Origin of the sequence: Amycolatopsis sp. FU40 (genome assembly GCF_021903635.1) — a bacterium.
Classification (GTDB): domain Bacteria; phylum Actinomycetota; class Actinomycetes; order Mycobacteriales; family Pseudonocardiaceae; genus Amycolatopsis; species Amycolatopsis dendrobii.
Window position 1 is genome coordinate 38,135 of sequence record NZ_CP091380.1, and the last position, 12,846, is coordinate 50,980.

The following is a 12,846-nucleotide window of genomic DNA, read 5'->3' on the forward strand; positions in this document are numbered from 1 at the left end:
CGGGTTGGTTTTCTGGCTCAGGCGATCGCTTCGCAGGAGTGCAGGGAGCGGCGCAGCCGGCCGCCGATCCACGTGCCGACGCCCGGCGAGACGGCGTTGCCGAAACCATCGGTCTGTTGTTTGGCATTGCCCCAGACGATGAACGTGCCTTGGTGGCCGGGGAAGTCGACGTCGAACCCGGATCCGCGGCCGATCTCGTGCGTGAGCATCATGCGGAAGTGGCAGTCCTCGAGGGACAGCTCGGCGAGCGCCGCGCGCCATTCGGCGGCCAGGATCGCGGTGGTGTCGCGGGCGGTGAGGGTGCCGAGCGGGTCGGTCAGCGGGTGCGGCGCGGTTTCGTCGCCGGTGCTGCCGTTCTGCTTGTACCAGCCGGAGAACAGCAGCGACTGCCCGCCGGAGGACACGATCGTCCCGAGGGGATCGCTCACCGGGTGCGCGCGGTAGCCGGCCTCGCTGATCGGCCCGTTGTTCTTGATCGTCCCGGCGGCGGTGAGCAGACCGGGCATCTGCTCGGCGGTGACCGTCGGCATCGCCTCGGCGTGCATCGTGGGGACCGTGTTCTGCCGGAACGGGACGATCCCGGCCGACAGCACGCCCAGCGTCTCCGAGCCGCCCTGCGTCGGCAGCGGGTCGGCCGCGCCGCGCGGCGCGCCCTGGTAGTTGTCGACCGCGAGCGCGAGCGCGGCCGGGGGTGTGACCAGGGCGGTGCCGTTGGTGGCTGTCTGCGCCCACAGCGGCCGGCCGAGGTCGCGGGACCGGCACTCGGATCCGGGGCGCTCGTAGGTGTTCCCGGCGGCGGCGATCAGCGCGCCGGTCGACAGGACGGCGGTCTCCTGCTTGCCGGTCTGTGCGGCGAACGGCCGCCACGGGTGTTGCTCGGGGTCGTGCACGGTTTCGCCGGGCACGAGCACCGCCGGGAAGTCCGCGAACCGCTGCCGACACCGTTCCGCGCGCGCCATGGTCGCCGCGGCCAGCGGGCCGGTGCTGCCGTCGCGGTGCTTCTTGACCGGCTTGTCGCCGATGCGGGTGCCGAGTTTGGTGAGGTCCAGCGCGGCGATCGCCGGCGTTATCGGCGGGAACACCGGGCGACGGCAGGACGGGCAGGTGTAGCGGTACTGGACGCCGTAGCGCACCGACCCGGACGGCGGGACGCCGGTCTTCCACGTCCACACCGCTTCGACGATCGTCTGGCACCGGTCGCACCACGACTCCGGCCGGTGGTCCAGGTCGGGTGCCGGGAGTTTCTTGTCCCAGAACGCGATGTAGAGGCGGTCTCGCGACTGCGGCACGCCGAAGAACATCGAGTTCAGGTACAGGATCCGGTATTCGTAGTTCAGGTTCGCGAACTGTCGGAGCCACCATTTGAACGTCGTGCCGTCGCCGATCTTCGTTTTGCCGGGACGGGCCGGGCCCCACGAGGTGAGCTCGGTCGTGCACTCGACCAGGATCAGCCGTGGGTGGTTGGTGTGCGCGTAGTGCAGTACGCAGTTCGCGGTCGCGCGGTCCCGTTCCGAGCGTGTGACCCGGGCTTCGTAGTCCGGGTCGGGCATCCCGAACAGCGTCAGGCCTTCCGCGTAGGCCTTCTGCGTATTCGCCGGCGAGTGGTTGGTGCAGCTGACGCCGGCGGCGAGCAGGTCGGCTGCGGGGAGGTCGCGTGCCGAGTGGTAGTCCGAGGCCTCGGGGTCGACGAGGTCGGCGATCCAGTGCTCGGCCTTAGGGTGGTTTTTCTCGTGGACGGAGACTTTGTACTCGTTGTGGTTGGCGGCCATGATCGCCGTGAACCCGGCGGCCTCGATGCCCTGGGTCAGTCCGCCGAACCCGCTGAACAGGTCGACTGCGGTGTCCTCGTCATGACGGAACCGGCGGCGGCGTTTCGCCGGTCGGTGCACGGCGGTGCGGGGCTTCGCCGCGGCGCGGTTCATCATCGCGGGCCGCCGGCGGGCACTACCGCGAGACCGGCGCGGATCACCGCTGCGGGCGAGGACTGCGGGTTCGACATGGAGGCTCTTTCTTCCAGCCGCGGCTTTGCCGGGTCGTGTTCGTGAGCGGACGCGGGGGCCGACGCCGGAGGTTCACGCGGCGGCCCCGCCGTCAGGCCAGCGTGATCCGAGCGTCTTGCGCGCGGTCCATTTCGGACATCAGGCTTTCCCTTCTGTGCCAGGGCTTCGTGCTGATGGAGTTCACCGGTAGGCGCGGGCCTGGGCCTGCACGTCGGCGACGTACTTGTCGGAGTGGTTGTAGGCGAAGAGCGCGCCGCGGACGTCGCCTTTGGCCACGCCGGAGTCGCACAGGTAGTGCGCGGCGGCCTTGATGGCGGTCTCCGGGTCGTACTGGTCCGGGCCGATGTCCGGATGGCGCTTGCGCATCGTCTGGAAGGTCGCGGGCAGGAACTGCATCGGCCCGGCGGCGCCCGCGCTGTTGGCGCCGGAGTGCACGCCGGGCATCCGGGCGCGGCCGTGGTCGGTTTCGATCTTGCCGACGGCGGCCAGCAGCGCGGCGTCCAGATGCGGGCAGGTTCCCGCCGCGGCGTCGTAGTGGGCCTTGTAGGCGGCGGGGATGGGCGAGTTGTCGGTGTCGGCGCTGGCGACGAGTCCGTCGCCGTGGTGGTCGATCCAGACGATGCCGCCGAGGATCGCCGCGCCCCACAGGACTTTCTTGGCGAATGACATGATTCGTGCTCCGGTTCGGGTTGGTTGGGGACCGGGAATGGGAAGCCCCGCCGGGGCCGGGTGCGGGTCGCCGGGAAGCTCGCGCATCCGGCCCAGGCGGAGGTCAGTCGGCGTCCGAGGCGGTCACTGCGGACGCGAGTTCGTTGTCTTGCCGCGCAACGCCAGCCAGGTCGTCGTCAGCGACGCGAACACGCTGATCAGCCGGTGCGCCGCCTGATCGCACTCCATCAGCGCCGTCCCCGGTCCGCCCTCGTCGACGATCGGGGTGCCGTCCGGCTGTTCGCCGCGCTGCGCGGTGGCATGCGCGAGGTATCCGGCCTTGCCCGCTCCGACCAGGCGCAGCTTCCGGGCGCGGTCGGACACCAGGAACTTCTTCAGCGGTTCGCGGCGGTCGATGACGTAGTGCGTGATCGCGTTGACCGCCGTCCCGGCGAGCAGTCCCGTGAGCGGCGCTCGGAACCCGAGCGCGCGCGTCACGCCTGCGGCCGCGACGAGCTGACCGGCCGAGTAGGACGCCACATGACGGGCGCACGCCTTGCGGCCAACCCATCCGGGCTTGCCCTTGTCGATCGCGTCGTCGCCGTTCTGCAGGATCTGGTCGCAGAAGGGATGCACGTCCGAGAACGTCGCCTGCACCGCAGCGAACAGCGCCAACGCCTTCGCGACACGCTCGCCGTTCATGGTCTTCATGGGGATTTCCTTGTCTCGTAGGGGTGATCGGGTTTCGGTGGAGGTTCTGAGCGACGGGGTTCAGGCGGCCAGCGCCAGCTCGCGCACGTCGGGCGGCGGAACGAACAGCTTCTGGCGGCCGCGCCCTTCGACGCTGGTGATGCGGCGGGTGCCGGACAGAACCCAGTGGAAGCAGTCCGCCTCGCCCCACCCGGCGCAGTCGGCTACACAGTCGGGTCCGGGGCGGTGGACGTCGGCGAGGTCGGCGACCGCGAGGTACTCGCCGCGGGCGACCTCGTCCTCGTCCACGCGGTAGCCGAGCCGAGCGCCGAACCAGAAACCGCGGTAGTCGAGCCTGACCCCGGCATGGATCACGAGCCGCCCGCGCCAGCCGCGGGGCGGCTCCCACGTCCGGTTCTCGACCCTCTTGATCCCGGCGGCGAGAAATTGCGACCAGGGCGGTCGGACGGTCAGCGCCAGGACGGGCTGGTCAGCCAGCAGGAGGGCAGCCATCCTCATCGCCCCGCTTCCGGCTGGGCCTCGCTGCCGGGAGGGAATCCCTGGCGCGGGACGGGGTTGCCGTCGTCGATCCAGTGGCCGAATCCGTGGCGGCGCAGCAGCAGCCGGGCGAAATGCAGGACGAGGCCTTGGAGCTTCGGCGTGTTGAACAGGGATTTGGTCCACCACAGCGGATCCCCGCGCAGATAGTCGATGTCGGTGACGGCGTCGCCGGGCAGGTCCGCTCCGGTGACATGGCGCAGCCGGACCCGGCTCCACCCGTCGCGGATGCGGCCGGCGCGCATGTCCGCGGCGGAGTGCTCGCCGAAGATGTCGAGCAGCGTGCCGCCCGGGGTGATCGCGGCGGTGTGGATTGTGCGCCAGCCGTGCTGGCCGTGGTCGACGTCGACCACGGCCAGCGTCCACCCGGTCAGGCAGTGGATCGCCCCCGCGAGCCAGTGGCAGAACCCGCGGCCGAAGAACGCTTCCGCGTCCTCGTCGACGACGCCGGCGGTCAGCACGAACTTGGTGCGCCCTTCCGGCGTCGCCTCTTGCAGCGTCAGGTCCGTGGAGCCGTCGAAATCGCCGCACAGCTCGCCTGCGCAGGCGTTGTCGCGGCGCCGCTCGAGCGGGCGGATGCCAGTCACTGTCGTTCTCCCCTCGTTTCGGTCCGGACGGCGCGCCGCGGGCAGTCCCGGGGCGCCCCGGAACTCAGCTGGTGCGGATCTCGCCGCGGCCGGTGCGCAGGCCGGAGCGGTCGATGGCGATGCCGGGCTCGGCGGTGATCTGGATGTCGCCGCGGCCGGTCTTCGCCTGCAGCGCGACCGCGGCGGCCAGGTGCGCGCGGACGCATCCGGACCCGGTCTCGAGGGACAGCGGGCCGGTGACGGCATCGACGGTGATGTCGCCGCGCTGGGTGCGGACGGAGCCGGCGTCGATCCGGCCGATCTGGACCCGGCCGGACCCGGTCTCGACCCGGGCGTTGCCGACACGCCCGAGGACGACGTCGCCGCGCTGAGTGCGGACAGAGCCGCTGTTGATCTGGCTGGCGCGGACCCGCCCGGACCCGGTCTCGAGGGACAGCGGGCCGGTGACGGCATCGACGGTGATGTCGCCGCGCTGGGTGCGGACGGAGCCGGCGTCGATCCGGCCGATCTGGACCCGGCCGGACCCGGTCTCGACCCGGGCGTTGCCGACACGCCCGAGGACGACGTCGCCGCGCTGAGTGGTCAGCTCAACGTCGTCGGCCTGGTCGATGCGCAGGTTCCCGGAACGGACGTCGGCGCGCACCTCGCCCAGCGGTCCGTCGGCGGAGATGTCGGCTGAGTCGGAGTCGATTTCGACGCGCTGTCCAGCGGGCACCCGCACCTCGGCCCGGACGCCGCCGCCGGACACGACGCTGCCGGATCCGGAGCCGACGACGATCGTTCCGTCGCCTTCGATCCTCACTCCCGTCACCGAGCCGGTGACCACGCCGCCGCGCTGGGAGACGTACACGTCGCCGGAGCCGACGTGGACGACGGTCTGGGCGAAGCCGACGGAGGCGGGGACTGGGACGGTGACCGAGAGCTGGTCGCCGGTCTGCAGGACGGTGGACCGGTTGATCGCGTCGATCGCGGCCTGGTCGCCGGGCGTCGCCGGGGCGAGGATGACGCTGGTCCGGTCGGTGCCGGGAGCCGCGACGAGGGTCGCGGACCCGGCCGGAAGACGCAGGCGGAGCGTGCCGGGGCCGGTGTGGGTGTCGTGGGTGATGGTGCGCATGACGGGTGTCCTCTCGGGTGTGCGGGTGCCGCGGCTGCCGTCGCGGCCTGGTCGGCGCGGGGTCACGGCTGCCTGGTCGCAGCGGGGCTGATGCAGTGGCCGAAGCCGTGGCGGCGCAGCAGCAGCCGGGCGAAGTGCAGGAGGAGGCCTTGCATCGCCGGGGTTGTGAACGTGGATTCGGTCCACCACAGCGGGTTGCCGCGCAGTCCGCGGGCGTCCTGAACGGCGTCGCCGGGCAAGTCCGCCCCGGCGACGCGGCGCAGCCGTACCCGGCTCGCGCCGATGCCGAAGTAGCCCTGGCGCATGACGGCCTCGCTGTGCTCGCCGAAGATGTCGAGCAGCGTGCCGCGCGGAGTGATCGCGGCGGTGTGGACCGCCCGCCAGCCGTGTTCGCCGTCGCCGATGTCGACGACCGTCAGCGGCCACCCGGTCAGGCTGTGGATCGCCCCCGCGAGCCAGTGGCATTGGCTGCGCCCGAAGAACTCTTCCGCTTCCGCGTCGATGACGCCTGCGGTCAGGACGAAAGCGGTGCGGCCGTAGGGCGTCGGCTCGGACAGCGTCAGGTCGACGTAGCCGGCGAAGTCGTAGTTCAGCACTCCGGCGCGGTCGCTGTGCTGCGCGGGCAGGGAGGTGCCGGACATGGTGGTCCTCATTTCGGGTCGAGGGGACGGCCGTCCAGGGCGACGGCGGTCACGAACGCCAGAGCGGCGGCCGCGGCCAGCAGCCCGGGCACGACCAGGCCAGCGGCAAAGGCCGTGACGGACGCGACGGAGAGCGCGGCTGTCGCCGTCAGCCGCAGGCGGCGCACGCGACGCCGGCGCTGCTGGTCGCGGCGGCGCTGCAGGCGGGTCACGACGCGGCCGCCGGCTCGAGGGCGGCTTCGACGGCGGCCGCCAGCTCGTGGAAGTCGCGGGTGGCGCGGGCCTTGTCCGCAGCGGCCAGAAACATCCGGCGGCCGGCGGCCGTGTCCGCCTCGCCGGCGCGGACGAACTCGAGTTCGGCGACGTCGGACGCGAGCGAGGCCGCGACCAGGTGGTCCAGGCAGTCGGCGAGCCCGTCGAGAAACAGCGCGGTATAGGCCTGGTGGCTGTCGGCGGCATCGGGTCGAGACACGGGAGCCCCTCTTCTGGCGGTTCGGTGCTTGCGGACTGGGATCCGGGCGGCCTGCGCGACATCGCTCGCGCGGCGGCGGTCTGCGCAGACCGCCCGGGTTCGGATCGGCCGGCGGGGTGGGACCGGCCCGCCGATCATGTTGACCGGTATACCGATCAACTTGGCCGACCGTAGCTCGCCGCCCGCAAGCCTGGCAAGTAGTTGACCGGTATACCGGTCAACTTGCGTGGAGAATTCCCCGATCGGCCCAGCGCCGCGTCCTCTCCTCCCGGGACGGAAGGACGGCTTCGACGGGGCGTGACGCCGCCCGAGCGCGCTCCGCGGCGACGGACGGTCTTCGGCAGACCTCCGGCGGACACGCCGATGACCAGGTATTACCCGGGAAACTTTGAATTTTCGATGGTAGGTTCCCCGTGCCCTACACCGATCGCCTGAGGATCACCGGGAGAAACGATGGCACCGGCGACGACCACGCTGACGAAGACCGAGCTGTACCGGAACGGCGGAGAAGTGCGCAAGGCGCTCGACCGCGGCGACCGTCTCGACGTCACGTACCACGACAAGCCGTGGCTTCAGGTCCTGCCGCACTACGTCGTGCCCTCGCTGGAGGCCCGCGTCGCCGAGCTCGAGCAACGCACCGCCGAACTCGAAGCCGCAGTCGCGGAGCGCGATGCGGTAATCGCGGAGCGCGATGCCGTGATCGAGCGGTTCGCCGGCCGCGCAGCGCAGGCGAGCGGGGATGGAGCCGCCGAGGAGAGGGAGGCGGCATGAGATAGCCGCACAGCCCCGGACATGGAAAAACCCCGTCCGACTGCCCGGTCTGCAACGGGGTCATTCCAACAACCACGTGAGTTAGCCACCCACGTTCACGTCTCGTGCTGGGGACCACCACCACGAGCCTGCGCTCACCGAGCCAGGACATGACGTGTGACGCGATGGTAGCGCACCGAACCCGCAAATCCGGGGTTCGGGAGGCGGCCGTCACCGGGTGGCGCTCCGCAAACGCACGACGGAGCCCCATTCGATGAGCACCACACTGCCCCGCCGGACCGCTTCTCCCGGCACGCCGCACCCGCGCGAACGGCCGTCCGGCCGCGTCGCAGACCTGCCCGCCGGTCCGCGCCGACGGGAGGCCGCCCGATGAGCTACTTGGCCTCGACCTGGGTCGAAGAAGCCGCCCCGACGGCCGACGTCTACGAGCGGATGATCCTGATGATCATGGCGGCCCGCGCGGATCACGACGGCTCCGGCGTCTACCGCTCCATCCCCCGGCTCGCCCGCGCCTGCCACTGCGACGCGGAGACGGTGAAACGACGCCTGAAGACGATGCTCAAGCGCAAGCTCATCGGCTACGGCGACCAGTCCCGGGCGGCGCACATCGACAAGCGCTACCGCCCGAAGGTCTACGACCTGCTCATCCCCCACAGCTGGTTCTCGGCCCAGCAGCTCGCCGACGTGAACCGCGAGCGCGAGGAGAACGGGCTGGCGCCGCTGACCCCGCAGATGCGACCGGAGATCGTCGCGGCCCCGGCCCGTCGCCGACGTGCCGACCAGGGTGTGTCCAACCCCAAGCGCAGCCCGAAGAAGCAGGCCGACGACCAGGGCGACCCTAACCAGGGGGCTCTGGCAGAGCCCCCTGGCGACCCTGTGGACAACTCGCCAGGGGGCTCTGAGAGAGCCGTCTCAGGGGGCTCTCTCAGTGGTGCCCAGGGGGCTCTCACAGAGCCCCAAATCCGTCCGTATGACTCTGTCCCTAAAAAATCCGTCCGTCCGGACGCGCACACGAACCCCGCGCAGCGATCCGGAGCGGACGGACGGACGGACGATTTCCCGACCCGGAACCCGGACGGACACCCCGGCACCGGGCCGGCGACCGACCCGGCCGCCGGTACCCGCGCGGCGGCGATGCTCGCGGCCCCAGCGCTGCAGGCCGACCTGCGGCGGATCGACCTGCTCCCGGCCGCGAAGCCGCACCAGCGCAAGCAGTTCGCACAGCTGCAGACCGAGGTCGACCGGGCGCTGCTGCGGTTCGCGGAGCCCAAAGTGGCCCGGTACCTCGCGCTCAAGGCCCGCGATGCGATGACCGTGACCTGGCTGCTCCGGGCGTTCAGCGACTACTCGGATGCGATCGCCGACCTGCCCGACGACCCAGGTCCGCCGCGCGCGTCCGAACCGCTCGACGACGATCCGGACGCGAAGGCGAAAGCCGACCCGCCTGCCCGGAAAGCAGCGGCCCCGCCCGTCCAGCCCGCCGACGAACCGGACCTGTCCAGCCCGGTGTCCTGGCTCAGCGACGCCCAGTTCGCGTCGCTGAGCCCGCGGAGCCGCGGTTTCGTCCGCGCGGCCGGCGAAACCCCGATGGAGGATCTCGACCCCTACGTCGCCGGCCAGATCGGCCGCATCCTGCACGCCGTCTCGTGGTCGGCGGCATGATCGCCGCCGCGCGCGGACCCGTTCCGCACCCTGCGGCTGGGACGACGCATGATCGACATTCCCCGAAAACGCGCCTGAGGCGGCCCCTGACGGCCACAACCCGCCGTCCGAGTGTCATTTCGCCTGCGAGACCAATCCAGGCCGCCTGGCGCAGCTTCAGGGCCCGCGCGACGATGAGCTCGGCGGCTACGCCATCACGGACGTCACGGATAGTGACGATTGCCTTCCGGGCAGCCGGACCGGCGGCGGCACCTGCCACCCCGGGTCCGCGACGTGGCCCGAACCGGTTCGGGCGACCGCCCGCGCCTGCACCCCGAGGCCCGGATGATCACCCCACCATCGGCGATCGCTTGGGTCGGCCGCAGGTCGACCGGGCATTGTGTGCCGGGACTGGCCGGCTCCGATGGTGACCGTGGGTGAAGTCGGCAGGCGGAACTCAGCACACCGTCGTCAGCTTGACAAAACGGCTCCTACGCGCGTATGCGCGCAGCGCGCGTGGAAACACAACTCGGAACACGGTCTGAGGGCCGAACCCGGCATCCCGGAAATCGACGGAGAGTGACCATTTCCGGGTTGGCCCACTGCGACGCGGCACCACCGGATGTCCCGGTCCCGCCCCATGCATGGCGTGCGCAACAGCGGCCTCCAACCGGGTCGCGGTCGTGCTGACCCACCCCGCGCGCGCCGGGGTCAGGCTCCAGCCGCGCACGCGGGGCCGCATCCCGACCGCCGAGGCCCGCACGAACGGCGCGCCCCTTCCGCAGCGCCGGGTGGGGGCCCGTGCTCCGCTGCCGTATCCCCCGTCCCATGCCCGGCCGGAGTCGACCGCCGAGCGCCTCGGATGTCCGGCGGCCGGGCGGACACCGCCGCCCGCCCCGGCGGCACTGGCGTGACCGCCCGGGCCGGTCGCGCTCGGACGCGACCGGCGACCGGCGACCATCGTCGTGTCCGGGGGCGGACGGGCGGACGTGTCCGGCTCCGCGACCGCGTTGGCGGCGGCCATTCCGCGCCGCCGGACAGCCGGACAACTGGCCTGCGGGCGCGGACACGCGGGCGGACAAACAGCAGGTCGCACGCATGATGTCCGCCCGTCTCGCACCGGCGGTGTCCGCCTGGTGTCCGTGGTCGCTGACCGATCGCGTGACCGCCCCCGCCGGACATCCCGGCGACCGAGGCAGGACAGGCACAGCCCCGGCGCCGGAGAGACCGTCGTCCCGTGTTGTCCACCCGGCCGGCTGTAATCCGGGATTACAGCCGCCTTCGTCGAAGACCGCCGCCACCGCACATCCGCCGCCCGCCGTCGAGGACGAGGCGCCCGGGTCACCGGGCGTCGCGGCGCAGTTGTGTCAGCTCGGTCGCCAATGGCGCCAGCCCGTCGGCCGCCTCGGCCAGGCCGCGATGTCCGCCGTGCTCGGGACAGCGACCGCGGCCCTGCTCGTCGCGCACGACCATCGGCCGCTTGGCATGGCAGTCCTCGCAGAACCGGGCGGCGGAGAAGTCCCGGAGGAAGCCGGTCAGCGGCACCGGCCCGGGGTCCTCGGCCAGCCACCACGCGTACAGGCCGAGATCGTCGTCGGCCTCGAACACCTCGCAGTGCTGCTGCACGCTCGCGACGGCGGCGGCGATCGCGCCGGCGCGGCCCGACCACCACGCACCGCGCTCCCGCCCGCCGCCCTCGGCAGGTTCGGCGGGGCCTGCGGTGCTGCGGATCCGCTGCTCAAGCCGCTTCCAGTGCTGCAGTGCCGCGTTCGCCCCGCGCCCGTACGGCTCCCCCTGCACCCGCCACGGCGCCCCGCCAGCGACCCCGATCCGGTACCAGGCGAGCTGTTCGTCGCGGAGCCGGTGGCGCAGGTCAGCCAGCAGCACCAGCCCGGCGTCGGCCGCGGCCCGATGCCGCTCCTGCGGTCCCGGGCGATCACGGCGCCAGTCGACCAGCACCGGCCGCGCCGGATCCACTAGCCACGCGAGCAGCCCGAACCGGTCGTCCGCGCCGGGCAGGGTCTCCACGAGCTGCTCGTGGTCGACCAGGTCCTCCCGCCACAACTCGAGCAAGCCCTCGACCGTCTCCCCCACCACGTCCCGCCGCCGGCCCTTCGCGTCCAGCTGCACAGCCTCGCGCGGATCAGGCAAAATCGGGCTCGCCGCGCTGCGCCGTCCCGCGGCCGCCCCCGCCGCGCGGGCCCGGGCGCGCTGCCCTACCGCGTGCGGCGTCGCCACCCCCAACCGCCGCGCCACCAGCCACGGATCCAGCTCCACATGCGGGCGGCGGCAGTAGTCCAACAGCGCAGCTTCCAGGACGTCGCAGTCCAGCATCAGCCCGGCCAGCACCGCGTGCGCCGCCCCGACCTCGCCCGCTCCCCACCGCGCGGGGTCCGATCGCTGCCGCACCAGCACCAGCTGCTCGAACGGCGGCAGATCATCCGCAGTCCCCTCCGGACACCCGCCTCGCAGCCGCTCCAGCGCCTCTCCCGGGCTCCACGCCTCCGACCTGGCTCGCCGCGACACCCCGGGCCTGCGCTGCCGCAGCCGCGGCAGCATGCCCGCCACCCGCTCCGGATCTTCCCGCCACCGCAACGGTCCGCCATCCGCCGGCCCGGCCAGCATCAGCCCCGCCGCGGCCTCCATCCGCGACAGACAGCTGTCGATCCCGCGCGCCTCGGCCAGCGCTGCCGTCGCGGCCAGGCTGCGCACCGCCAGCGCCGACCACGTGGCCGCCGACGGCGCACACCGGAGCACCGCTCCCCCGAACCCGCCCGTCTCCCCCGCCGACACCGATACGTCCACCTGGACCCAGGTCGTGGTCCCGTCCGGACGCCGGTCGTCCAGATCCCGGACGAACGCGGCCAAGCCGTCCACCCGCCCGTCGCCGACGCTCGGCTCTTCCCGGACGCGCGCCGCGAGCTCAACGGTCGCACCGCACCAGCCCGCAGCCGACTCCCACAACCGCTCCCTCTCGCCGAACGCCATCACGAGCTCGTCTTCCGCCCGTCGCCGACGCGGCGTCGCAGGCTCAGCGCCGACCCAGAACACCAGCACCCGCACCGCCGCCGAGCAAGAGCGCGGATCATCCGCGCCGGGTGCCGCGGGACGGACACCCAGGCAAGGGAAAACCGCGAACCCGGCGACCGCGCGGACATGCCCGCGGAACCACGGATCGCCGATCAGCATCCCCGCCGGCAGCGGCCGCACGCCAGCCGCGCGCCAGGCACGCGACACCGTCGCCTGCGACACCCCCAGCCCGGACGCCGCCGACCGCGTCGTGGGAACCGACCCCGCAGGGCCGTCCGGCATGAACGCGGCGCGGACCAGGTCGTCGGCGTCCGGTCCTCCGGAGGCGTCCAGCACGGCGACGCCGTCGTCGCGGAACCGCTGCCGCCAACGGGCCACCGTGCGAGTGCTGACTCCCAGCCCGTCGGCCACCGCCGCATCGGGCTCGCCGCGCGCGCACTCCAGAAGGATCCGCGCGACCAGCGCGACACGGCTGTTCCCGCCCCTCGCGGCCGCGTCAAGTGCGGTACGGTCCTCGGCAGTCAGCTGCACCGCCGCCCGGACCTCGCCTCGAGCGTCCACTCGCGAAGTCTATGACAGCCATGACTCAAATCCCCCGTTCCGCAAGTGACATCCTGTGTATCCCGCGAGGGTGTGTCCAGACAGGGGCCTTGGCCTGCAGCAATGCTGCCTAACGACCGTACGGCCACCGGGC

General features: G+C 72.3%; 12 protein-coding genes. 2 read left to right on the forward strand and 10 right to left on the reverse strand.

Going from position 1 to position 12,846, the window contains the following annotated elements:
• Positions 1–17: 17 nt before the first annotated feature.
• From L3Q65_RS00515 to L3Q65_RS00555, 9 genes are all read right to left on the reverse strand, one after another.
• Positions 18–1,925 carry a DNA cytosine methyltransferase gene (locus L3Q65_RS00515; RefSeq protein ID WP_237596516.1) on the reverse strand — a complete coding sequence of 636 codons (1,908 nt, stop codon included), beginning with the start codon at positions 1,923–1,925 and terminating at the stop codon, positions 18–20.
• A 255-nt stretch (positions 1,926–2,180) separates the two neighbouring features.
• The gene (locus L3Q65_RS00520) at positions 2,181–2,669 is read right to left on the reverse strand and encodes a lytic transglycosylase domain-containing protein (RefSeq protein ID WP_237596517.1); all 489 of its coding nucleotides are present in this window, start codon (positions 2,667–2,669) and stop codon (positions 2,181–2,183) included.
• 123 nt (positions 2,670–2,792) lie between these two features.
• On the reverse strand, positions 2,793–3,359 hold the full coding sequence (locus tag L3Q65_RS00525) for a hypothetical protein (RefSeq protein WP_237596518.1): 567 nt from the start codon (positions 3,357–3,359) through the stop codon (positions 2,793–2,795).
• A 60-nt stretch (positions 3,360–3,419) separates the two neighbouring features.
• On the reverse strand, positions 3,420–3,851 hold the full coding sequence (locus L3Q65_RS00530; RefSeq protein WP_237596519.1) for an ASCH domain-containing protein: 432 nt from the start codon (positions 3,849–3,851) through the stop codon (positions 3,420–3,422).
• Positions 3,852–3,853: 2 nt separating this feature from the next.
• Positions 3,854–4,483 carry a hypothetical protein gene (locus L3Q65_RS00535; RefSeq protein WP_237596520.1) on the reverse strand — a complete coding sequence of 210 codons (630 nt, stop codon included), beginning with the start codon at positions 4,481–4,483 and terminating at the stop codon, positions 3,854–3,856.
• 64 nt (positions 4,484–4,547) lie between these two features.
• A complete protein-coding gene (locus L3Q65_RS00540; RefSeq protein ID WP_237596521.1) occupies positions 4,548–5,597 on the reverse strand; it encodes a DUF4097 family beta strand repeat-containing protein in 1,050 nt (349 codons plus the stop codon).
• Positions 5,598–5,659: 62 nt separating this feature from the next.
• Positions 5,660–6,238 carry a hypothetical protein gene (locus L3Q65_RS00545; protein WP_237596522.1) on the reverse strand — a complete coding sequence of 193 codons (579 nt, stop codon included), beginning with the start codon at positions 6,236–6,238 and terminating at the stop codon, positions 5,660–5,662.
• An 8-nt stretch (positions 6,239–6,246) separates the two neighbouring features.
• The gene (locus tag L3Q65_RS00550; protein ID WP_237596523.1) at positions 6,247–6,450 is read right to left on the reverse strand and encodes a hypothetical protein; all 204 of its coding nucleotides are present in this window, start codon (positions 6,448–6,450) and stop codon (positions 6,247–6,249) included.
• Positions 6,447–6,710, reverse strand: a complete 264-nt coding sequence (locus L3Q65_RS00555; RefSeq protein WP_237596524.1) for a hypothetical protein — start codon at positions 6,708–6,710, stop codon at positions 6,447–6,449. The genes L3Q65_RS00550 and L3Q65_RS00555 overlap by 4 nt, the downstream gene beginning before the upstream one ends.
• A 453-nt stretch (positions 6,711–7,163) precedes the next feature.
• Between L3Q65_RS00555 and L3Q65_RS00560 the strand changes: the two genes are divergently transcribed.
• Entirely contained in the window at positions 7,164–7,481 is a 318-nt protein-coding gene (locus tag L3Q65_RS00560; protein WP_237596525.1) for a hypothetical protein, read from the forward strand.
• A 369-nt stretch (positions 7,482–7,850) separates the two neighbouring features.
• Positions 7,851–9,143, forward strand: a complete 1,293-nt coding sequence (locus L3Q65_RS00565) for a hypothetical protein (protein WP_237596526.1) — start codon at positions 7,851–7,853, stop codon at positions 9,141–9,143.
• A gap of 1,320 nt (positions 9,144–10,463) precedes the next feature.
• Here L3Q65_RS00565 and L3Q65_RS00570 read toward each other — a convergent pair.
• Positions 10,464–12,713, reverse strand: a complete 2,250-nt coding sequence (locus L3Q65_RS00570) for a helix-turn-helix domain-containing protein (RefSeq protein ID WP_237596527.1) — start codon at positions 12,711–12,713, stop codon at positions 10,464–10,466.
• Positions 12,714–12,846: the final 133 nt, after the last annotated feature.